20 protein-coding genes are annotated in these 19,201 nt (G+C 54.4%); 6 read left to right on the top strand and 14 right to left on the bottom strand.

The annotated features are described in order from the left end of the window. Nucleotides 1-496: 496 nt before the first annotated feature. The 4 genes from sucD to BM322_RS11825 are packed head-to-tail and all read right to left on the bottom strand — an operon-like array spanning nt 497 to nt 4,840. Nucleotides 497-1,402, bottom strand: coding sequence for a succinate--CoA ligase subunit alpha (gene sucD, locus BM322_RS11840; RefSeq protein WP_075430727.1), 906 nt, complete (start codon nt 1,400-1,402; stop codon nt 497-499). A gap of 3 nt (nt 1,403-1,405) precedes the next feature. Next, the gene (sucC, locus tag BM322_RS11835; protein ID WP_075430725.1) at nt 1,406-2,596 is read right to left on the bottom strand and encodes an ADP-forming succinate--CoA ligase subunit beta; all 1,191 of its coding nucleotides are present in this window, start codon (nt 2,594-2,596) and stop codon (nt 1,406-1,408) included. A 24-nt stretch (nt 2,597-2,620) separates the two neighbouring features. Further along, nucleotides 2,621-3,700, bottom strand: a complete 1,080-nt coding sequence (locus BM322_RS11830) for an iron-containing alcohol dehydrogenase family protein (protein ID WP_075430723.1) — start codon at nt 3,698-3,700, stop codon at nt 2,621-2,623. Between the two features lie 12 nt (nt 3,701-3,712). Further along, nucleotides 3,713-4,840, bottom strand: coding sequence for an aldose epimerase family protein (locus tag BM322_RS11825; RefSeq protein WP_075430721.1), 1,128 nt, complete (start codon nt 4,838-4,840; stop codon nt 3,713-3,715). 198 nt (nt 4,841-5,038) lie between these two features. On the opposite strand from BM322_RS11825, the gene BM322_RS11820 reads away from it, so the two are divergent. Beyond that, nucleotides 5,039-5,311 (top strand): hypothetical protein, encoded by a 273-nt coding sequence (locus BM322_RS11820; protein WP_075430719.1) that lies wholly within the window; start codon nt 5,039-5,041, stop codon nt 5,309-5,311. Nucleotides 5,312-5,391: 80 nt separating this feature from the next. Here BM322_RS11820 and BM322_RS11815 read toward each other — a convergent pair whose 3' ends face one another. The 4 genes from BM322_RS11815 to BM322_RS13600 form a co-directional block, all read right to left on the bottom strand. Then, nucleotides 5,392-6,045 carry an HAD family phosphatase gene (locus tag BM322_RS11815; RefSeq protein ID WP_318254614.1) on the bottom strand — a complete coding sequence of 218 codons (654 nt, stop codon included), beginning with the start codon at nt 6,043-6,045 and terminating at the stop codon, nt 5,392-5,394. Between the two features lie 12 nt (nt 6,046-6,057). Then, a complete protein-coding gene (locus BM322_RS11810; RefSeq protein WP_075430718.1) occupies nt 6,058-7,761 on the bottom strand; it encodes a bifunctional diguanylate cyclase/phosphodiesterase in 1,704 nt (567 codons plus the stop codon). Nucleotides 7,762-7,900: 139 nt separating this feature from the next. Continuing rightward, nucleotides 7,901-9,181, bottom strand: a complete 1,281-nt coding sequence (locus tag BM322_RS11805; protein ID WP_143102239.1) for an NCS2 family permease — start codon at nt 9,179-9,181, stop codon at nt 7,901-7,903. Between the two features lie 46 nt (nt 9,182-9,227). Further along, nucleotides 9,228-9,485: a hypothetical protein gene (locus BM322_RS13600; protein WP_177220880.1), complete on the bottom strand. Its 258-nt coding sequence runs from the start codon at nt 9,483-9,485 to the stop codon at nt 9,228-9,230. On the opposite strand from BM322_RS13600, the gene BM322_RS11800 reads away from it, so the two are divergent. Together BM322_RS11800 and BM322_RS11795 are read left to right on the top strand one after the other, a co-directional pair. Continuing rightward, nucleotides 9,372-10,028 (top strand): Crp/Fnr family transcriptional regulator, encoded by a 657-nt coding sequence (locus BM322_RS11800; protein ID WP_075430714.1) that lies wholly within the window; start codon nt 9,372-9,374, stop codon nt 10,026-10,028. The genes BM322_RS13600 and BM322_RS11800 overlap by 114 nt on opposite strands. Nucleotides 10,029-10,047: 19 nt before the next feature. Then, on the top strand, nt 10,048-10,527 hold the full coding sequence (locus BM322_RS11795) for a hypothetical protein (RefSeq protein WP_075430712.1): 480 nt from the start codon (nt 10,048-10,050) through the stop codon (nt 10,525-10,527). A 28-nt stretch (nt 10,528-10,555) separates the two neighbouring features. Here BM322_RS11795 and alr read toward each other — a convergent pair whose 3' ends face one another. Continuing rightward, nucleotides 10,556-11,665: an alanine racemase gene (gene alr / locus BM322_RS11790; protein WP_075430710.1), complete on the bottom strand. Its 1,110-nt coding sequence runs from the start codon at nt 11,663-11,665 to the stop codon at nt 10,556-10,558. Nucleotides 11,666-11,754: 89 nt separating this feature from the next. Between alr and BM322_RS11785 the strand changes: the two genes are divergently transcribed. Next, nucleotides 11,755-12,153 (top strand): NusG domain II-containing protein, encoded by a 399-nt coding sequence (locus tag BM322_RS11785; protein ID WP_218154621.1) that lies wholly within the window; start codon nt 11,755-11,757, stop codon nt 12,151-12,153. A gap of 11 nt (nt 12,154-12,164) precedes the next feature. Further along, nucleotides 12,165-12,674, top strand: a complete 510-nt coding sequence (locus BM322_RS11780) for a Gx transporter family protein (RefSeq protein ID WP_075430708.1) — start codon at nt 12,165-12,167, stop codon at nt 12,672-12,674. A gap of 71 nt (nt 12,675-12,745) precedes the next feature. On the opposite strand, the gene BM322_RS11775 is transcribed toward BM322_RS11780, so the two are convergent. The 4 genes from BM322_RS11775 to BM322_RS11760 form a co-directional block, all read right to left on the bottom strand. Continuing rightward, nucleotides 12,746-13,972 carry a porin gene (locus tag BM322_RS11775; RefSeq protein WP_075430706.1) on the bottom strand — a complete coding sequence of 409 codons (1,227 nt, stop codon included), beginning with the start codon at nt 13,970-13,972 and terminating at the stop codon, nt 12,746-12,748. 293 nt (nt 13,973-14,265) lie between these two features. After that, nucleotides 14,266-15,486 (bottom strand): porin, encoded by a 1,221-nt coding sequence (locus BM322_RS11770; RefSeq protein ID WP_075430704.1) that lies wholly within the window; start codon nt 15,484-15,486, stop codon nt 14,266-14,268. Nucleotides 15,487-15,780: 294 nt separating this feature from the next. Continuing rightward, nucleotides 15,781-17,031 carry a porin gene (locus tag BM322_RS11765; RefSeq protein WP_075430702.1) on the bottom strand — a complete coding sequence of 417 codons (1,251 nt, stop codon included), beginning with the start codon at nt 17,029-17,031 and terminating at the stop codon, nt 15,781-15,783. A 262-nt stretch (nt 17,032-17,293) separates the two neighbouring features. Next, the gene (locus tag BM322_RS11760; RefSeq protein WP_075430700.1) at nt 17,294-18,097 is read right to left on the bottom strand and encodes a carbon-nitrogen family hydrolase; all 804 of its coding nucleotides are present in this window, start codon (nt 18,095-18,097) and stop codon (nt 17,294-17,296) included. A gap of 29 nt (nt 18,098-18,126) precedes the next feature. Between BM322_RS11760 and BM322_RS11755 the strand changes: the two genes are divergently transcribed. After that, a complete protein-coding gene (locus BM322_RS11755) occupies nt 18,127-18,327 on the top strand; it encodes a DUF951 domain-containing protein (protein WP_075430698.1) in 201 nt (66 codons plus the stop codon). A gap of 141 nt (nt 18,328-18,468) precedes the next feature. Here BM322_RS11755 and BM322_RS11750 read toward each other — a convergent pair whose 3' ends face one another. After that, nucleotides 18,469-19,068 carry a molecular chaperone TorD family protein gene (locus BM322_RS11750; RefSeq protein WP_075430696.1) on the bottom strand — a complete coding sequence of 200 codons (600 nt, stop codon included), beginning with the start codon at nt 19,066-19,068 and terminating at the stop codon, nt 18,469-18,471. Nucleotides 19,069-19,201: the final 133 nt, after the last annotated feature.

Here is a 19,201-nt window from a genome sequence, read left to right as displayed (position 1 = left end):
TACATCTTGACGTTCTAGCTGGTACCTACCGCGTGCCATCCCTCACTGCGTTCGGGCAATCGCTCCGTCTACGAAGAAAGTGTACCCACCCTCGCCCTCTGTTACGTTTGAATAATCTTGCTCTGTCTCGGCTAAAGGCCACGAATTACATCGATGTGCTTGTTACGAGAGCAACGGTTCGTACAAATTCAACCTTCCGTTACCAAAGGGGCGAACGGGGTAGTGCTTCTTTCTGTCTGGAGCGACTGTCCTGCGCAGCAGGACTGGGCCGTAAGCGCATAATCTAGAAAGAACTATGTACGTCGCGACCTGGTGACGGGAGCAGGTAACTAAGTCCGTAGAACTTGGCGTACGGTCCATTCAGCGGAAACAGAAAAAGTACTACCCCGTGAACTCCGAGCTGCGTATTTTCGGGGTTTCTTCCCGCACGCACTAACAGACAAACTGCAATTGAAAAACCTCGATGCGTAATTGCACCGAGGCCTTCTCTATCTTTTCAGCAGGTATGGCATTCGTCGTAAATGCCCGCTTTCTTGAGTGTTTCCACCACCGTTTCGCCGATGTGGGCAACGGTATCAGCCACTTCAATACCGACGGCATTGAGGGCCTTGATCTTGTCAGCCGCCGTCCCCTTGCCGCCGCTGATGATGGCACCAGCATGGCCCATGCGCTTGCCCGGAGGCGCCTGGCGGCCCGAGATGAATGCTGCCACCGGCTTATCCGGCATGTTCGCAGCAATCCACTTGGCTGCATCCTCCTCAGCCGTACCGCCGATCTCACCTATCATCAGCACTGCCTTGGTCTCGGGATCATCCTTGAACAGCTGCAACGCATCGATGAAGTCGGTACCTTTTACAGGGTCACCACCGATGCCGATGGCCGTGGTCTGGCCGATGCCAGCGGCTGTGAGCTGGAACGAGGCCTCATAAGTCAGCGTGCCCGAGCGAGAGATGACGCCGACATGGCCTTTCTTGTAGATGTATCCCGGAATGATGCCGAGCTTGGCCTCGCCAGCCGTGAGGATGCCCGGGCAGTTCGGCCCGATCAAGCGGGTCTTCTTGCCCTCCATATAGCGGCGGACCTTGACCATATCGAGCACGGGGATATGCTCCGTGATGCAGACGACGAGGTCGAGCTCTGCATCGACAGCTTCCATGATCGAGTCAGCGGCAAAGCGCGCTGGCACGTAGACCACCGATGCCGTAGCGCCTGTCGCGGCCACCGCATCCTTGACCGTATTGAATACCGGCACGCCCTCTACGAGCTGGCCGGCCTTGCCCGGCGTAACGCCAGCGACGATCTGCGTGCCATAGTCCAGCATCTGCCGCGTATGGAACGTCGCAGCTTTGCCCGTGATGCCCTGAACGATGACTTTTGTATCTTTACCTACTAAAACACCCATGATTCACGCCTCCGCCTCTTTGACCAGTCTCACGATTTCCTCAGCGCCACCCTCCATGGTCGGTGCCATGATGACATTCGCTATTGGCGTATCCTGCAGGATTTCACGGCCACGCTCCACGTTCGTGCCCTCCAAGCGGACGACGACCGGCACAGGCAGGCTCTTGCCATCCGGCGAGATGATCTTGGCCGCCTCGACAATGCCCTCAGCCACGAGATCGCACTTATTGATGCCGCCAAAGATGTTGACGAAGATTCCCTTGGCCTGACCGCCATCGAGCATGATCTTGAAGGCCTCAGCAATCTTCTCGGGCGTGCTGTCGCCGCCAACATCGAGGAAATTGGCCGGCTCGCCACCATAGTACTTGATGATATCGACGGTGGCCATCGCCAGGCCGGCACCATTGACCATGCAGGCCACATCACCGCCCAGGTTGACGTAGTTGAGCGCAGCCGCTGCAGCTCGGCGCTCCTTCGGATCTTCCTCGGTCTCATCCCGCAGCTCCTCGATATCGGGATGGCGGAACAAGGCACTATCGTCAAAGTTCAGCTTAGCATCCAGCGCGATGACATCGTCGTCCTGGGTGACCACCAACGGATTGATTTCGGCCAGGCTGCAGTCCTTGCCGACGAAAGCATTGTAGAGACCCCCCATGAGCTTTGTGACCTTGCGGATGGCCGGCTGCGGGAAATGCAGATCATAGGCCATGCGCGTCGCCTGGAATGGTGCCAGGCCCACAGCCGGATCGATGTACTCCTTGAAGATCTTCTCGGGCATCTCGGCCGCGACTTTCTCGATTTCCATGCCGCCCTCTTCAGAGCCCATCATGACGACGCGTGCAGTCTGGCGGTCAATGACAAAGGAAAGATAGTATTCCTTCTTGATCTTCGAGCCCTCCTCGATCAGCAGGCGGTTTACTGTCTTGCCCTCAGGGCCGGTCTGCTTGGTCACCAGCGTCTTACCGAGGATCTCACCGGCATACTGCTCGACCTCGCTGAGGTTCTTCGCGAGCTTTACGCCGCCGGCCTTGCCGCGGCCGCCCGCGTGGATCTGGGCCTTGACAACGACCACCTCGGAGCCGAGCTTCTTGGCATTCTCCACGGCCTCCTCGACACTGAATGCAGGCAAACCATTCGGCACATTCACACCATAGGCTTTCAGGATTGCCTTGCTTTGATACTCATGGATATTCATAGTCATGCCTCCCCTGTATTGTCATCAACCTTTATACTGTTCCAACTGGTCTGCCGCCTGATGCAGCATCGCCTGGGTAACCTTATAGGGCATAATCTTGACGTCCTGTTTCTTCTCAGTGGCCTGGAATACGCGATGGATATCCTCCTCGCTGGCACAGATATCCCGACGGCTTGTCGGTAAACCGATCTTCTGGCAGAACGCATAGAACCGCTCAAACTCCTGCTGCTGGCCATCACATAGGAGCAGCAACAGGATCCCATAGGCCGCGAGTCCGCTGTGCTTCTGGCAGCCGTCCTCCCCCGCTGAGATATTCGTCAGCTCCGTGAACAGAGCATGTGCGATATGTCCATTGTATTCCGGCGCTGCAAAATTCGAGACCAAGCCGCTGGTCATGACGATGGCCAGCACGACTTCCTCAAAGGCCTTCGTCGCCTTTTGCGCCTTATTGTCAGCCACGGCCTGCTCACCATAAGCATATAGCGGTTCCAGGCACATCTTGGAAAGCGCTATCCCCAAACCGTCGCGATGGCAGAGTTTCTTGCCACGCGAGGCGATCTGCGCCTCATAGAACTTCGCCATCGTATCGCTGATGCCGCGCAGCAGGAACTCCACTGGCGCCTGTGCCAGCATGCGCGTGCAGAGGAATACATGAACCGGCGGCTCATTGGAATAGGCGAACTCGCGGAACGTGCCATCGCCATTGTAGATTGTCGCAATGCTGGCTGCCGCTGCGCAGCTGCCCGCCACCGTCGGGAACGAGAAGAAGGGCTTATGCTGCAGATGGGCCACCTGCTTGGCCGTATCGATAGCCTTGCCGCCACCGACAGCAAATATCATATCAGCCTCGGTCACTGCCTCATCGCGCAGGATCTTCTCGACATTCTCATAGGACGTCTCCTGCCCTGCGAGCAGGAATCCTGTAAACTCGAGCCCGACGCCCTCGACAGCCGCGGTCATCTTCGCCTTGGCCGCCTCTATCCCCCGGCGGCCGCCGATGACGACTACACTCTTGCCATAGCGCGGACAGACCTCGCGAATTTTCTCATAGGCCTCGACCCCGATCGTGTAATCGGGAAAGGTCATGGTATATCTGCCTTGCATCGCGATTCCCCCTTAGTCTTTCGGCCACAGGACATAGACCGTCTGCGCCTTCCAGGACTCCCCCTTCTTGAGGATTGGCTGCGGGAACTCAGGATTGGCCAGGGCATTCGGATAATACTGGGTCTCCAGGCAGAATCCTGTGCGATGCTGGAACTCGACATCCTTCTTGCCCTTGATGCCACCACAGAGGAAATTGCCCGTGTAGAACTGGACACCGGGCTGCGTCGTATAGCAGGTCAGCGTAAGGCCCGTCTTGTCTGACTCGGCATAGGCTGCTTTCTTGAGGCCGCCCTTCAGATAGTCGATTGGGCAATGCGGGTCATAGCCGAACATGCCAGGCTTCATCTCAACCATGGCCGGCTCATCGCGCAATACCCAGTTATGGTCATAGCCCTTGCCCATCTGCAGTTCATCAAAATCATCGTCGATATGCTCGCCGATGCGCACTGGCTCCCGCAGATCCATGGGCGTGCCCTCGACCGGCAGGATGCGCCCATCGGGCAGCGACTCCGCGTCTGCCCAGGTATATTCATCAGCAAAGATCTGGATTTTCTGGTCGAGCACCGGCCCAGCCTCAAAGCCATCCAGATTGAAATATGTGTGATTGGTCAGGTTGCAGATCGTGTCCTGATCACAAGTTGCTTCATAGCTGATGGAAAGCTCATTATCATTCGACAGCGAGTAGAGAACGTTTACAGTCATATTTCCCGGATAGCCGCCCTCGCCATCTTTTGCCTGGTAGGTAAATCTGACACCCTCATAGACTTCCTCTGCCGTCCAAAGCTGATCGTGAAAGCCCTTGAAACCGCCATGGATATGATTCTGCATCTGGGATCCCGTATTGCGATCAAGCTGGTACTCCTTGCCATTGATGACGACTTTGCCATCCGCAATGCGATTGGCATGACGGCCAACGATGCCGCCCATGCTCGTATCATCCTGCTCATAAGCCGCCGCATCGGCGTATCCGAGCACGACGTCAACGAACTTCGCCTGCGGCCCCATCACACGCCAACTCACCAGCCGTGCGCCATAAGTCGTTATCTTAGCCTCGGTGCCCTTCGTATTGCGCAGTGTATAGAGTTCCACTGCCCGTCCATCACTGAGTTTGCCGAATGCTTCTTTCTTGATCATAGCCATGACATATCCCTCCAGGACTCCTATTTTGAATTGATGATGATTTCAAACAATTCTATACATCTCTCACTTTACTCTATTCATTATTGTTTGTCAACCAATTTGCCTGCCGCATTTATCAACCGCTAAAATTTGTGCTATAATAGCTACATATCCGAAAACTTTAAGTGAGTATTTGGAAGTATCAAGGGGGATTATTTTATGAAAGAGAAAAAAGCCTTTATCTTCTTCAACTGCGATGAAGAAAAAAGCCAGGCATCGATGAATGTCTTCTACAATCAGGAAATCTACCGTGATCTCAAAGGCGCCCGCAAGGCCCTGCTGAGCAAGGTAGAGTCCGAGCAGGCTGCCGGCCGTGTCCATATCGCTGAAGCCGATATGGCGGCTGTCGAGCAGGCCATCCTCGCAGGCGAACCGACTGACGCCTCGGCTTACATCCAGTACGGCTCGATTGAGAGCTTCACCATCATCTGATCATCATCCCAGCAATCATTCTCGCTTATCTTCATAAAATACATGCACTACAAAAGGCCTTCCGCGCGGAAGGCCTTTTCTTATAATTCATTGATATTGATTTCGCTGATGTCATCGACAATCCGATCAGCCAGGGACAAGTCCTGTGCCCCCGAATGCGGATTGCGGAAGGCAATGCAGTACATACCAGCGGCCTTGGCTGCCTGGATGCCGTTTTCCGTATCCTCCAGCACATAGCAGCGCCCAGGCTCCACGCCGAGACGCTCGGCCGAGATGCGGTAGATGGCTGGATCCGGCTTGCTCTTCGGAAGCTCGCCGCCAGAGAGCACCGACTGGAAATACTGCCTGATGCCGAACTGGTCAAGCACCGTCTCCATGACCACCTGCCACGATGAAGTCGCCAGTGCCAGTGGAATACCCGCTTCATGAAGGCCGCGGATAAGCTCCACCGTGCCCTTGACGGGCTCGATCGTGCCACTTCGGAGCACCTCAAGGTAATGGTGATGCTTGTAATCCGTCAGCTGCTCCGGCGTGATATCCGTGCGGCCAGCCTTGGCAATCACCTCGCCAAAGATGACACCGCTGGTGCGCCCCATATAGTGGATGAGATCTGCCTCATTGAATTCCAGGCCAAAGTGATGGAACGTATCCATCTTGACCCGCGAATGGATGGGCTCGCTATCGATGATAACGCCATCCATATCAAAGATAAATGCTCCTGCTTTATTCTGCAAAGAAAAACTCCTTTACGCATCCGCCTCATTGCGTAGCAAAGCGGCAAACTCCGCCTCTGGCACAGGACGGGAATAATAATACCCCTGCATATTCTCGCAGCCGATGCCCGCGAGATAATCGACCTGTTCCTTCGTCTCGACACCCTCGACCACAATGCCCATCGCAAGCTTCTTGGCCATCGTGACAATGGCTTCCATGATCGTACCGGCCCGTTCTGACTGGCCGACTTCTCGGACAAATGACCGGTCGATCTTGATGCCATCAACAGGCAGATCCTTGAGCATGTTCAGCGAGGAATACCCGCTGCCAAAATCGTCGAGCAGTACGCAGAAACCGTGTTCACGCAAGGCGCGGACACACTGAGCCATCTGGTACGGATTGTCCGTATAGGCACTCTCATCGACCTCGAGCCTGAACATCCAAGGCTCCAGATCATAGGTCTTGACGAGCCGGAGCTGGAAATCCAGTAAGCCAGCATCATAGAAGTGCAGCCGCGATACGTTGACCGATATCGGCAAGGCCTTGCCATCGCGCGCCTTCTGTTCCTTGATGATGCGGCAGACCTCCGTCCAGACAAAGCGATCAAGCCGGGAGATGAAACCATTGCGCTCAAAGATAGAGATAAAACGGTCTGGCGGAATCATGCCCTGGGTCGGATGCTGCCAGCGCACCAGTGCCTCTGCCGACACGATGCGGTTTTCCTTGAGGCTGTGGACAGGCTGCAGATAAACACAGAACTGCCGCGCCATCAGCGCAAACTCCATATCGCGGACAATCATCTGCTCCTCAAACATGCGATCACGCATGCTCTTGTCATAGTAAGCATGCCGCTGCAGGTAGCTGCCCTTGATGCTGGTAAGGGCCATATTCGCGCGGTCACACATCTGATCTACCGGCAGGAATGCATTGTCGACTGGGTAAACACCAGCATAGAAGACGATACTGTGGCTGAGTCCCAATGACTTGACCGTGCTGTCGAGCCCGGCCATGATATTGTCCATGTCGACCTTAGCGGACGGCAGGCACAGGGCAAAATGATCCGACTCGATGCGGCCGCAAGTACCCGCCTCGCCAGCCAGCACCTGGAAATAGATGGCCGCAGTCTTGAGTACCAGATTGCCCGTATCAAGATGGAAAATATCGTTGATGACCTTGAAACAGCTGATATCGAAGTACAGGATAGAATACGCAGCATCCTGATTCTTCTGCAGCAGCGCTGCTGTCCGGCGGTAGAAAGCCTCACGGTTGTCGATTCCCGTCAAGGCATCCTTCTCGATATGACGATGCATCTCAGCCAGCTGCCGATCCTGGGCCACCTGGGCGACCTTGCGCCACTCATTCTCCTGCCGCGCCATGACGTTCTTGACCCGGCAGCGTACGACCGTCGGGTTGTAAGGCTTGACGATGAAGTCGGCTGCCCCGAGCTCCAAAGCGCGTTCTTCGCTGGAGCCATCATTGTGCGCCGTCATGACAATAACGGGAATCTGCGCATACTGATCGTTGCGTTTCATGGCCGCAAGCACCGCAAAGCCATCCATGACCGGCATGACCAGGTCAAGGAGAACAATACTTACCGTCTGCGCAGCCAAGGCATCCATAGCCTCCTGCCCGTCAGCGGCCTCCACGATTGCATATTCATCCTGGAAAAACTGAGACAGCACGACCCGGTTTATCTCTACATCATCGACAATCAGCATCACAGGTTTTGCATCCACAATATCGCCTTCTTTGCTCATAAACTCTAAGTGTATAGCTATCATCATTATACTACACTTTCGGATACGACAAAAGACTTCCGCCGATTTTGTAGGGAAATCGGCAGAAGCCTTCAGTCAAAAGCTTTATGTGAATTCTTTAGAACCCTGCCTGGAAAACAAGGTTCAAGAGGAAAAGAAAGCCCAGCATGTACCCCAGCACATGAACCTCACGGGCACGGCCATTCATCACCTTTAACAAAGGATAAGCGGCAAAGCCAAAAGCCAGGCCCGTGGAGATGCTGTTCGACCAAGGAATCAGCACGATGACGAGGAAGGCTGGAAACCATTCCGAGAAGTCATCGAAATCCACATTCTGTAACTGCTGCATCATCATCGCACCCGTTATGATAATGACCGGTGCGATGGCAGCCTGAGGCACAAACGATAAAAGGGGGATAAAAAACAGGGACAAGGAAAAAAGCACTGCGGCTGTAAGCGCCATAAGGCCCGTACGGCCGCCGCTTGCGATGCCGGCTGCGCTTTCCGCTGCCGCCACCGTCGGGCTCGTCCCGAGTAAACTCGAAAGCATCGTCGTAAAGGCCGAGCCCTCGAAGGTTTTCTTGAACTTGCGCTGGTCAGGGAGTATCCCCTCCAGCAGGCCCATGGTCTCGAAAATCATGATCATGGACATCGAGAATACCGAAAGCAAGAACGGTATGCTGAGCACCTGCGAGAAATCCGCCTGCAATAAAAGCTCCGGATAGCGCGCAAGATGCGAAAGATTGAGGTCCAGCGGCACCGCATCATGGATGCCAAAAAGGTAGCCGACGACGCTCGTCGCGATTATCGCGATGAAGAAACTGCCCATAACACCGCGCAGGTAGAGCGCCAGACTCAGGAGCAGCCCAAAGATGGCCAGAAGCGTCACAGGATTCGTCAAGCTGCCGAGCTCGATGATGGAGCTCGTGCCCCGCTGGATGAGCTGCGCCTTCACCAGCCCAATCTCCACGAGATAGAGCCCGATGCCCGCCGTAATCGCTGCCTTCAGCGATGCCGGCACCGCCTGGCTCAGACGCAGACACCATTTCGTGCAAGCCACCAGTGCGAATATCAGCCCCGACACCAGCGATATCGCTATCGCCTCATGCCAGTGCAGCCCCATGGTCACACAGACCGTATAGGTAAAAAACGCATTGATTCCCATGCCTGGCGTCAGCACGATTGGTGCATCGGCCACGAACGCCATGATCAGGCAGCCGATGACCGACGAAAAGATCGTCGCAAATACCGACAGCTCAGCGGGTATGCCCGCATCCGCCAGGATCAGCGGATTGACGATGATGATGTACGAAATGGCAAAGAAAGCCGTGACGCCTGCTATCAGTTCCCGCTGCCAGACTTTGCGTTTCTGCAGCGCACCACCGAATAATTTCCGCATCGCGCATTCTCCTCCTTTTCGCATGAGTTCGCTCATGTATAACAGTTTACACGGCCAGCACCGAATTTAAAAGGACAGGTGTCTCAAATCTGAACAAATCAAGCGAAAGCCGGCGAAAAACCCGATTTCCCTCTTCGCGAAAAATATTATATAATAGAAAATAACCCATTTTGACAGAAAGGACTACGCTATGAAGCTTGAATACCTGATTGAGCATATGCCTGAAGACATCAAGAGACAGACCACCCACAAGGTCTTCCTGCCCGGCGAATCCCTGATGCGCAAGGGCGAACGCGCCACCCATGTCTACCTGCTGACCCGCGGCAGCACGCGCGTGTCCAACGAGTTCGCGAGCGGACAGCGCTACACATTCGCCTCACTCGATACGCCAGACCTCATCGGCGACCTCGAGGTCCTCTCGGGACAGGGTGCCTATGCTGCATCGAACGAAGCCGTCACGACCTGTGAAGTCATCGCCATGAGTGCCGAGACCTTCCTGCAGTGGATGCGCATGGACAGCGAATTTGCGCTGACCGTCGCCCAGATGCTCGCCGCCAAGATGTATCCGACCTCCAACGAGGCCGGCCGCGTCAAATTCTTGCCGAGCCTCGAGCGCCTGCACAGCTACCTCTTGAAACGCCTCGGCACCATCGAGACCGATACCTTCATCCTGCACACGAGCCGCCAGCAGATTGCCGACGACATCGGCACCAGCGTCAAGACCGTCAACCGTGGCGTTGCCAAGCTGAAAGAGTCCGGACTCATCAGCCTGCACCACGGCAAGATCACGATCAACAAAGAACAGCAGAAGGCATTGCACGAAACCTTCCACGAGATCATCGACTAAAGAAAGGACTATCCGTTCCATGTTTGTTGCCATAAAGAGATTCCTGTTTTTCGGCGGCATCATCCTGATGCTGGCTGGCGTATTCGGTCTCTCCTTCATCTGGAGCATCGACCACCGCACAGCCGAGAGCCTGTCGGCATACTGCCGCATCGACTTCCAGAGCTCCCACACCGAAAAGGGCGAGCTCGAAGGGGCCGTGCTGACACTTTGGGACTGGCGCTATGACGGTGCCGCCCTCAAGCCAGAGGCCATCCTCTACACCGACGGCGATGCCTGGGAAATGAAAGCTGCGGTCAAACAGTCGCCAGCTGGCACTGACGCCGATCACCCCTACCAGAATGAAAACAAGCTCTTCGTCGAGCTGCCACGTGCGAGTCTGCCAGCCATCCGCAAGGCCAGTGAGATCCGGTTCCGCTTTTACTACGACAACGGCCAGACCATCGACCTGCCGCTGAACGCTCCCGACCTCGAATACTGGCGCCGGCAGGTTGCGCAATAAAAAACTTCCCCAGCGGGGAAGTTTTTTGTTAGTCCGTATATACACGCGGCACCCTGGGCGAAATCAAGCAGGGAACCTCATAATTTATCGTGCCAAGCCAGCCGGCAGCCTCATCGATGGTAAGTGTCGGGCTGCCAAACAGCGTTGCCACATCGCCAATCTTTACCTCAGGAATATCCGTCACATCGACCATGACCTGATCCATGCATATGCGGCCGGCAATTGGTGCGCGGCGGCCATGGATCTCGACAGCCCCCTGCGCGCCATAGGCGCGGATGTAACCATCGGCATAGCCGACAGGCAGCGTCGCAATGCGGCAGTCATGCTCAGCGATGAAGGCGCGGCCATAGCCGATGCTCTCGCCCTTGTGGAGCGTCTTGAGCCAGACGACGCGCGCCTGCAGCTCCATGAGCGGCTGCAGGTCGATAGGATGCGTGACCTCAGCCGATGGCCAGAGACCATACTGGATGACACCTGCACGCACCATATCAAGATGTGCCTCCGGAATCTCAAGGATGGCTGCCGACTCGGCAATATGGCGGATAGCGAGCTTTATGCCGCGCGCCTCAACAGCTGCGATGGCCTGCCGGAATTTAGTAAGCTGCTGCTGGGTATAGCTCTTGTCCTTGCAGTCAGCCATCGAGAAATGCGAGAACATGCCCTCGATCTCCAGCCCTGGCAGTGCGGCAATGCCCGCAGCAAGTTCACCGATTTCCTCGGGGCGTACGCCGATGCGCCCCATCCCCGTATCGACCTTGAGATGCACCTTGGCCCTGCGGCCCTGACGCACAGCCTCAGCCGACAGAGCCCGGGCAAGCGCCAGATCGCAGACAGCCTGGGTGATGCCATAGCTGACGATATCCTTGGCATCCTCAGGCATCACGAGGCCCAACAACAGGATTGGCGTCGTAAAGCCAGCAGCGCGCAGCTCGATGCCCTCCGATAGCGTGGCCACGGCCAGATACGAGGCCCCCGCCTCGACAGCCACGCGGGCCACCGGCACCGCGCCATGGCCATAGGCATCGGCCTTGACCACCGCACAGAGCTTCACTCCCGGCTGCAGCTGTTTCTTGATCTCGCTATAATTATGCGCCAACGCACCCAGATCGATCCGGGCCCAGGCTGGACGATTCGGCATATCTACTCGCGCTCCTTTTGCTCCCGCCATAACGGTTCCGTTCATACGTTTATTAAGTATAGCAAACTACCTATAGAAAGTCTACAAGGATGACTATGATGAAAATGCTGAAAAAAGCGGATATCCTGCTCATTGTCCTGTTATTGCTGCTATCGCTGCTGCCCCTGCGGGCAGGGACAAACAAAAAGCCTGCGGCCGTCTATGCCGACATCAGCGTCGGCGGCCAGCTTTCGCGCCGCGTGGTGCTCAGCGCTCATCAAGGCCGCGAAACCTTTACGCTGCAGACGCCTGATGGCCACTACAACACCATCGAGATTGACGATGATACCATCGCCGTAATCGATGCCGACTGCCCTGACAAGCTCTGCATCCAGCAGGGCAAAGCAAGAAAGGCAGGCGATATCATCGCCTGCCTGCCGCATAAGCTCATTATCGAAGTGAAGGGCTCCGCTGCCGATGACACGGAAGATATCATCCCTGCCCGCTAAGAGGAATCCCTATGAACCATACACAAAGACTCACCTATCTTGCCCTGCTGACAGCGCTGTCACTGGCGCTGTTCCTGCTTGAGGGACTTATCCCGCTGCCATTCCTGGCCCCAGGGGCCAAGCTGGGCCTAGCTAATATCATCACGGTACTAGCCCTCTACACCCTGCCACGCTGGCAGGATGCAGCCCTGGTATTATTGCTGCGCATAACGATTGCCTCGCTGTTTGGCGGCGGCCCCAGCATCATGCTCTACAGCCTCGCCGGCGGCCTGCTGAGCCTTGCCATCATGATTCTCCTGAAACATACCGGCCATTTCTCTCCGCTTGGTGTCAGCTGCGCCGGTGGCTTTACCCATAACCTCGGTCAGCTGTTGATTGCCGTCACTCTGAGCAATCACATCGGCCTGCTGAATTACCTGCCCATCCTCGGCCCCTGCGGCATCCTCACCGGGTTCTTTATCGGCTATACCGTATGGCTGATACTGCCCAAACTTCCGATTGCGCTAAACACAAACCGATAATCCATACAAGCAAAAGACCTCCGCAAATGCGGAGGTCTTTTATTGCAATGTTTATCCTGCCAATCGTCAGATCAGAAGAAGAACTCAACGCGGCCGAAAGCGTTGTGCGTCTTGTGGTCGCCATCAATCGTCTTGCCCAGACCATAGCGTCCCGTCAGGACAACATTCTTGAACAGCGTGTAGTTAGCGCCGATCTCGAAGTCTTTCTCGCCAGCACGCGTTACATCCCAAGTGCTGTTGACAACAGCGCCCTTGCCGATGTGACGGTATGCAACCCAAGCGCCGAAGGAACCCTGATTCTCAGCTTTAGCGCCCTTGTAGTTGAGCTCGATGCCAGCAGCCTGATCCTGAGCAATGTTTTCCGTATTCTTGGAATAGAAAGCCTTGGCATTCAGCGTCGGCAGGAACTTGTAGCCAGCTTTAGCGACCCAGATATGAGCCTTCTTATCAGCACCACGCTTGTTCTCACCTTTCAGGTCATGATAGCTGAGGCCGAGGTTCAGTTTGTCTTTGGCATAAGCGGCACCAACATAGAAGTGGTTAGCAGCAACATCCGAGTATGCCGTGCTGCCCAGTGCGCTCTTGGCATTTGCCTTGTTCAGGCGAGCATAACCAATCGTGCCTTTGACATCTTTGCCGAACGTGACATCAACACCAGTGTTCTCTTTATCGAAGACCGTGTCATTATCATAGGAAGCAAACTTACCCAGTCTTACCTGGAGATTGTCATAGTTGCCCTGCGCCCAAATGCGTTTGAGCGTAACCTGGTTCTCATCATCCGCGTCAATCTTGAGAGCCGTATCGAGACGAGCCTTTACTTTCCAATTGCTGTTGATCTCAGCCGTCGGCTCAAGACGGAGCAACAGCTCGTTCTTGCGGCTGTCCTGAACCGTCGTATCTGCTGCACCATAACGGGAAACCGTGAAACGAGCCTCGCCCGTCCATTTTACAACGTCAGCATTGCGCTCGAGGTTAGCAACGCGGACGCCGAGGTTGTTGAGCTCATCAGCGAACTCAGCAGCGAGTTTGTCAACGAGAGCTTTGTCAGCGCCGGACGTGCTCTTTGCCATAGCCTTAGCTACCATCTGAGCCATCTCATAACGCGTGATGTTCTTGTCGCCTTTGAACGTGGAATCGCCATAACCTTCGATTACACCGTCAGCAGCGAGCTGAGCAACAGCATCATATGCCCAGTGGTCAGCCGGAACATCGGAGAACGGGTTTGCAGCAGCAAACGTCGTGCTAGCAGCACCAACAACCAGAGCGATCGTCAGAGCGGATACGAGAGTCTTCTTCATGAGAAACTCCTCCTTCTGTAAGATAGAATAGATTTTCATCCAGTCCCAGACGAGAAGTCCTGCATGAGTGTCCATGTTTCCTCAGCTTTCTCCTCGTTTTGTCCTGAACTTAGGTTTATGCTATCATACAATTTTCAGTTTCGCAATATTCTCTCGCAAATTTTATCCTGCTTTTAATCTTTTCTAATCAAATCATGCATAACGATATTTAATTGCCGGCTTGATTTAACAGAAAAAGACCTCCGCAATAGCGGAGGTCTTTATTGTTGTCTTGATTTCTGCTAATCGTCAGATTAGAACAGGAACTCAACGCGACCGAAAGCAGTGTGCATTCTGTGGTCGCTCGTCAGCGTCTTGCCGATGCCATAACGGCCCGTCAGGACAACGTTCTTGAGCAGCGTGTAGTTAGCGCCAATCTCGAAGCCCTTCTCATCCGGTTTTACGACATCCCAAGTGCTGTTGACGATAGCATTCTCACCGATGTGACGGTATGCAAGCCAAGCACCCCAGGAGCCTTTGTTCTCAGCCTGAGCGCCTTTGTAGTCGACTTCGATGCCAGCAGCCTGATCCTGAGCAGCATCTTCCGTGTTCTTGGAATAGAAAGCGCTAACGCCTACCGTCGGCAGGAACTGATAGCCAGCTTTAGCGACGACGAGTTTCATCTTCTTGTCTGCAGCGCCGACAACATCACCCGTCAGGTCATGATAGCTGAGGCCGAGGTTCAGTTTGTCTTTTGCATAAGCAGCGCCAACATAGAAGTGGTTAGCTGCAGAATCCGTGAACCAGCCGAGGTTTGCATTGTCCTTGTTCAGGCGAGCATAACCAATCGTGCCTTTGATTTCCTTACCGAAGGAAACCTCAGCACCAGTGTGGACGCGGTCAACAACCGTGTCATCGTCGAGGGAGCTGAACTTACCAAGTTTTACCTGGAAGTTGTCATAGTCGCCCTGTGCCCAAACGCGTTTGAGCGTAACACGGTCTTCCGTGTCGCCAGCCATGTCAACCGTAGCATCGAGACGAGCATTTACATGCCAGTTGCTGTTTACTTCAGCAGACGGCTCGAGGCGGAACAGCAGGTCATTCGTGCGGGCATCGTGATTGCCACGGCCGCTCTTTTCCTCAGTGTAGCGAGCAACCGTGTACTCAGCTTTGCCGTTCCATTTAACCATGTCAGCATTGCGCTCGAGGTTAGCAACGCGAACGCCGAGGTTGTTCAGCTCATCAGCGAACTCAGCAGCGAGTTTGTCAACGAGAGCTTTGTCAGCGCCGGACGTGCTCTTTGCCATAGCTTTTGCTACCATCTGAGCCATCTCATAACGCGTGATGTTGCGATCGCCTTTGAACGTGGAATCGCCATAACCTTCGATTACACCGTCAGCAGCGAGCTGAGCAACAGCATCATATGCCCAGTGGTCAGCCGGAACATCGGAGAACGGGTTTGCAGCAGCAAACGTCGTGCTAGCAGCACCAACAACCAGAGCGGTCGTCAGAGCGGATACGAGAGTCTTCTTCATGAGAAACTCCTCCTTCTGTAAATAGAAATGATATTATGTTCAATTCGCCATCAGAGGAATCTCATGAGTGTCCATGTTTCCTCACTCTCATCCTTTGATGTGCCCTCAAACAGTTCTTATAGTATCATAAATAGTTTTTAGGCGCAAGCATTCTTAGCGAAAATTAATCTCAATTCCATCCACTTTTCAGTCAAATGCGCATGCAAAAACACGATAAACCCGCATAAAATAAAGCCTTATGGCAATTTTCACCATAAGGCTCATTTTTAGATTATTTTTTCATTAGAGACTTTCTTAGAACAGGAACTGGACACGACCGAAGACCTTCGAAGCATCCTCATCACCGGCAATCGTCTTGCCGTTGAAGTACTTGAGGCTGGCTACCGTATTCTTGGCCACGGCATAGTTCGTACCGATCTCCCAGCCCTTCGTGCCAGCCCAGGCACCATCATAAGTCGGAGCCAGAGCTACGTTCTGGCCCAGATGACGGTAGGCAACATATGCGCCCCAGGAACCCGGGTTCTCTGCCTTTGCCCCCTTGTAGTCGAGCTCAACCGAACCGGCCTTCTTGTAGTTATCAGCCTGCGTGTTCTGTGCATACATGCCGCCAAGGGCTACATTGTCATTGAAATGATACTTGCCATTGACGCTCCAGATATTAGCCGAGTCATGGTCGCCATAACCATCAGCCTTCGTGAACGCATCGCTGCCGATACGATGATAAGCCGCACCTGCCGACAAGTTGCCCTTGTCATACTGCAGGCCGATGCTGCCAACCGATGCTTTGTCCTCACCAGCCTTCGCAGCGCCATCCACGATACCGCCATTGACACCATTGTTATCGCTGAGATTCCAGCGGCCGCCCTGTACCGTGAACTTGACGTCCTTGCCTGCAGTCAGTGCTGCACCAGTCATCTGGCTATCGAGGATGGAGTCACTGTCTACCTGCATCGGCAATTTACCAGCCTTGATGCTGAAGTTGTCATAGTCGCCCTGCGCCCAGGCTCGCTTGAGGCTGACATCGTTCTCGCCATCTTCGCTGGCATTGAGCTTGGCATCGAGACGGGCATTGACATGCCAGTTGTCACTGACCTCCGCCGACGGATCGAGACGGAACAGCAGCTCATTCTTGGCATCGCCATTGTCATCTACCTTTGTGTTCGTGTAGGTGTAACGAGCCTCGCCGTTCCATTTCACCTTGTCAGCGTTGCGCTCGAGGTTGCTGACGCGAACGCCCATCGTGTTGAGCTCATCGGCAAACTCAGCAGCAAGCTTGTCAACGAGAGCCTTGTCAGCACCGGACGTATTCTTGGCCATGGCCTTGGCAACCATCTGGGCCATCTCGTAACGCGTGATGTTCTTGTCGCCCTTGAAGGTATCGTCGCCATAGCCTTCGATGACGCCATCAGCAGCCAGCTGGGATACGGCATCATATGCCCAATGGTCAGCCGGTACATCCGAGAACGGGTTCGTGGCAGCAAAAGTAGTCGAAGCAGCGCCGACAACCAGTGCCGTAGTCAGAGCCGAAACAATAGTCTTTTTCATGATAATCTCCTCCATTTCGTTGAACGAAAAGAAATAAAATCTTCCGTCCTGCGGGAAGTCCAGCGGAGCCCATGAGTTTCCTTGTTTCCTCAGTGCTCATCTATCCGTGCCCTTTTCCCTTAGGACACTTTCAGTATAATACTTGACTAGGTCAATTACAATTAACGAACCATTATTCTTTCGTTATGATTTGATTAGATAGTTTTCTAAGTCAACTATAGGAATATCAGAAAGGCTGGAACTATCCGTGACAGCTCCAGCCTTACTGTGCTATATTTATCTTAGATATATATAACTTCTCTCGCCGATCGGCAAATACATCCATATTGTCCTTGATTTGCTGCCGGACAGCTAGGCGCAGGCTTGCCTGCAGGATGGTTTCCTGTTCACCGGCCTGCGCAAGGATTTCGCCCCATGGGTCGATGATGGCCGAGTGACCAGCAAGCTGCAGGTTATCTGCGCCGACACCAGACTCATTGCAGGCTACGACGAAAATCTGGTTCTCGATGGCGCGCGCCCGCAGCAGTGTCTGCCAGTGGATGAGACGCGCGAGCGGCCAGGCCGCTGGCACGAACAGCACCGCCACGCCCTCCAGGGCCAGACGGCGAGCCAGCTCAGGGAAGCGGATATCATAGCAGACTGCCAGCCCGCATTTGACCCCGTCGAGCATGAAAGTCACGACGCTGTCGCCAGGCTGGAAGTCATCCTTCTCACCGCTCGGCGTGAAGAGATGGGTCTTATGATAGGTCGTCGTCAGACGGCCCGTGCGATCAAAGACGTAGCAGGTGTTGAACACCTGCTGGCCGATGGCGTTGGCAACTGTACCACCGACAATATTGACCTGATAGCGCGCCGACAGCTCCGAAAGGGCCCGGCGAGTCTGCGTGCCATCAGCGTCAGCATAGTCGAGGATAGGGCGTGGGTAGAAGCCGAGCCGCCAAAGCTCGGGCAGCAGCAGGACGTCGGGCCGCTTAGCCATAGCCTGCTCGGCCAGCCGGTAGAAATTTGCGATATTCTTTTCAGGCGCGCCGAATGCGACCTCCATCTGCAGTACAGCAACTTTCATAGAAGATTACCTCACAAGGGGGACTAACAATGGAAAAGCAACAATACAATCTCGGTGATATCGTTCGCATGAAAAAGCCGCATCCATGCGGCAGCAACGAGTGGGAAATCCTGCGCGTCGGCATGGACTTCCGGCTCAAATGCCAGGGCTGCGGCCACCTCGTCATGCTGCCACGCCCAAAGTTCGAAAAGATGGTGCGCGCCATCATAAAGCGCGCCGATCCAGAATAAAGTTCAAAATTTACGATAACATATACGGTATCATATTTCAACTGATAGCGTTTCCCGGTCAAGAATGCAAAAAGGCTGTGCAAGAAGGATGTCATTAACGACAATGCTTCCTGCACAGCCTTTTCCTATTCTCTTATATGCTCAGGCCTCCTGGGCCTCGAGGTACATGGCTTCCTGCTCGGACTGCATGAATACGCCTGCTGCCGCTGCAACATTATGGCAGAAGTCCGATACGCTGAACCGGCGCACGTCGCGCAGATGGTCAAAGATCCAGTTCAGCAGATGATCCCGCAAGTATAGCTGATAGCTTTCCCAAAGGGCCACGGCCAGCTCGGTATCAAATGTCGGCTCCTTGGCCAGCGCCTCGAGCAGGCAGCTCATATAGGCAAAGGCATAATGCAGGTGGCCGTTCGGCGTGTCGCCCTGCAGCAAATCAAGCCCTGCATCCTCACAGGCTTGACGCGCAAACAGGCACTCCAGCCGCATTGCTGTCGTCCGCTCGCCGCAGTAGGCCGCCTCATGGGGCGGAGCCAAGAGCTGCTGCGGATCAATGAATAAACGGTTGAAATCATAGGCACTGTTTTCGCCCACCTCGGGCACTGCCAAGCGGACAGCCAGCAGCGAGCCGATATGCATCGATGCCGCTTTGCCCGAACGCAGCACGCCGGAATAGTACTCCGACAGCTCCCGGTATATCGCGGCCTTGTTCTGCAGGCCCGCTTTCGTTTCATGCTCACACATTATAAAAACACACACTTTCATTCAAAATTATCATAGCTGTATATTAATCTTTAGTATAATAAAAAATTGAATGGCATTTACTGTGAATTTTTCCAAATATTCGCGTGATACTTATAAGATTTTACACAGGAAC

Origin of the sequence: Selenomonas sp. GACV-9 (assembly GCA_900116485.1) — a bacterium.
In the GTDB taxonomy this organism is placed as follows: Bacteria; Bacillota; Negativicutes; order Selenomonadales; family Selenomonadaceae; genus Selenomonas_A; species Selenomonas_A ruminantium_G.
Note: the sequence above shows the minus strand (reverse complement) of the source record. Positions and strands in the feature narration are given on the sequence as shown.

Excerpts from the sequence above, each read along its gene's own strand:
- BM322_RS11770 (WP_075430704.1), bottom strand. The coding sequence starts at position 15,486 with ATGAAGAAGACTCTCGTATCCGCTCTGACGACCGCTCTGGTTGTTGGT.
- BM322_RS11800 (WP_075430714.1), top strand. The coding sequence starts at position 9,372 with ATGAAGCTTGAATACCTGATTGAGCATATGCCTGAAGACATCAAGAGA.
- BM322_RS11825 (WP_075430721.1), bottom strand. The coding sequence starts at position 4,840 with ATGGCTATGATCAAGAAAGAAGCATTCGGCAAACTCAGTGATGGACGG.
- BM322_RS11820 (WP_075430719.1), top strand. The coding sequence starts at position 5,039 with ATGAAAGAGAAAAAAGCCTTTATCTTCTTCAACTGCGATGAAGAAAAA.
- BM322_RS13600 (WP_177220880.1), bottom strand. The coding sequence starts at position 9,485 with ATGGGTGGCGCGTTCGCCCTTGCGCATCAGGGATTCGCCGGGCAGGAA.
- BM322_RS11775 (WP_075430706.1), bottom strand. The coding sequence starts at position 13,972 with ATGAAGAAGACTCTCGTATCCGCTCTGACGATCGCTCTGGTTGTTGGT.
- BM322_RS11830 (WP_075430723.1), bottom strand. The coding sequence starts at position 3,700 with ATGCAAGGCAGATATACCATGACCTTTCCCGATTACACGATCGGGGTC.
- BM322_RS11780 (WP_075430708.1), top strand. The coding sequence starts at position 12,165 with ATGAACCATACACAAAGACTCACCTATCTTGCCCTGCTGACAGCGCTG.
- alr (WP_075430710.1), bottom strand. The coding sequence starts at position 11,665 with ATGCCGAATCGTCCAGCCTGGGCCCGGATCGATCTGGGTGCGTTGGCG.
- sucC (WP_075430725.1), bottom strand. The coding sequence starts at position 2,596 with ATGAATATCCATGAGTATCAAAGCAAGGCAATCCTGAAAGCCTATGGT.
- BM322_RS11760 (WP_075430700.1), bottom strand. The coding sequence starts at position 18,097 with ATGAAAGTTGCTGTACTGCAGATGGAGGTCGCATTCGGCGCGCCTGAA.
- BM322_RS11805 (WP_143102239.1), bottom strand. The coding sequence starts at position 9,181 with ATGCGGAAATTATTCGGTGGTGCGCTGCAGAAACGCAAAGTCTGGCAG.
- BM322_RS11765 (WP_075430702.1), bottom strand. The coding sequence starts at position 17,031 with ATGAAAAAGACTATTGTTTCGGCTCTGACTACGGCACTGGTTGTCGGC.
- sucD (WP_075430727.1), bottom strand. The coding sequence starts at position 1,402 with ATGGGTGTTTTAGTAGGTAAAGATACAAAAGTCATCGTTCAGGGCATC.
- BM322_RS11795 (WP_075430712.1), top strand. The coding sequence starts at position 10,048 with ATGTTTGTTGCCATAAAGAGATTCCTGTTTTTCGGCGGCATCATCCTG.
- BM322_RS11785 (WP_218154621.1), top strand. The coding sequence starts at position 11,755 with ATGACTATGATGAAAATGCTGAAAAAAGCGGATATCCTGCTCATTGTC.
- BM322_RS11750 (WP_075430696.1), bottom strand. The coding sequence starts at position 19,068 with ATGTGTGAGCATGAAACGAAAGCGGGCCTGCAGAACAAGGCCGCGATA.
- BM322_RS11755 (WP_075430698.1), top strand. The coding sequence starts at position 18,127 with ATGGAAAAGCAACAATACAATCTCGGTGATATCGTTCGCATGAAAAAG.